2 protein-coding genes are annotated in these 584 nt (G+C 66.8%); one reads left to right on the forward strand and one right to left on the reverse strand.

From position 1 onward, the window contains the following. Window positions 1-320, reverse strand: a 320-nt coding sequence (locus AC4ELH_RS35335) for a hypothetical protein (RefSeq protein ID WP_498889599.1), incomplete at its 3' end; no start/stop codon positions are given. 1 nt (window position 321) lies between these two features. Here AC4ELH_RS35335 and AC4ELH_RS35340 point away from each other — a divergent pair. Further along, window positions 322-584 (forward strand): helix-turn-helix domain-containing protein (locus AC4ELH_RS35340; protein ID WP_498889601.1); only part of this gene is annotated, 263 nt, incomplete at its 3' end.

Genomic DNA, 584 nt, shown 5'->3' on the forward strand with positions numbered 1-584 from the left:
GGCAGCAAAGACGTTCCAGAGGCTGCGCGTGGGGTGTTTCTGGAGGCGTTGAAGTCGGGGCTGTCGCAGTCTGCGGCGGCCACCGTGGCCGGGGTGTCGCACCAGACCGGGTCCAGATGGGCCAGGTCAGCGGGAATCGCTGCTGACCTGAGGCATTGCGGTATCCGGTATCCGGCGCCGGTACGCGAAGCGTTCTGGGCGGCGATGGCATCGGGGTCCTCGGTGGTTGAGGCATCGATGATCGCCGGCGTGTCGGAGAACACCGGGCAGACCTGGGTGAAACAGGCTGGGTACGTGCCCAGGACCCCTGCCCTTGCCATCGTGGAGATCGAGCGATCGCGGCGGCCGCGTGCACCGTTGACATTCGTCGAGCGCTGTCGGCTCGAAGATCTCCTTGAGCAGGGGTATTCGCAGGTTGAGGCGGCCGAGAAGTTGGGGCGCCACCGTGACACGATCCGCCGCGAGATCGTCAAGGGGCTGACCGGGTCGGGGTATCGAGGCAGGGCCGGGCAGGACACCGCCGATGAGAACCGCCGCCGTCCTAAAACGCGCAAGCTGCAGGACAGATCGGCGCTGTTGGCCGA

It is taken from the genome of Mycobacterium shunyiense, from assembly GCF_058270075.1.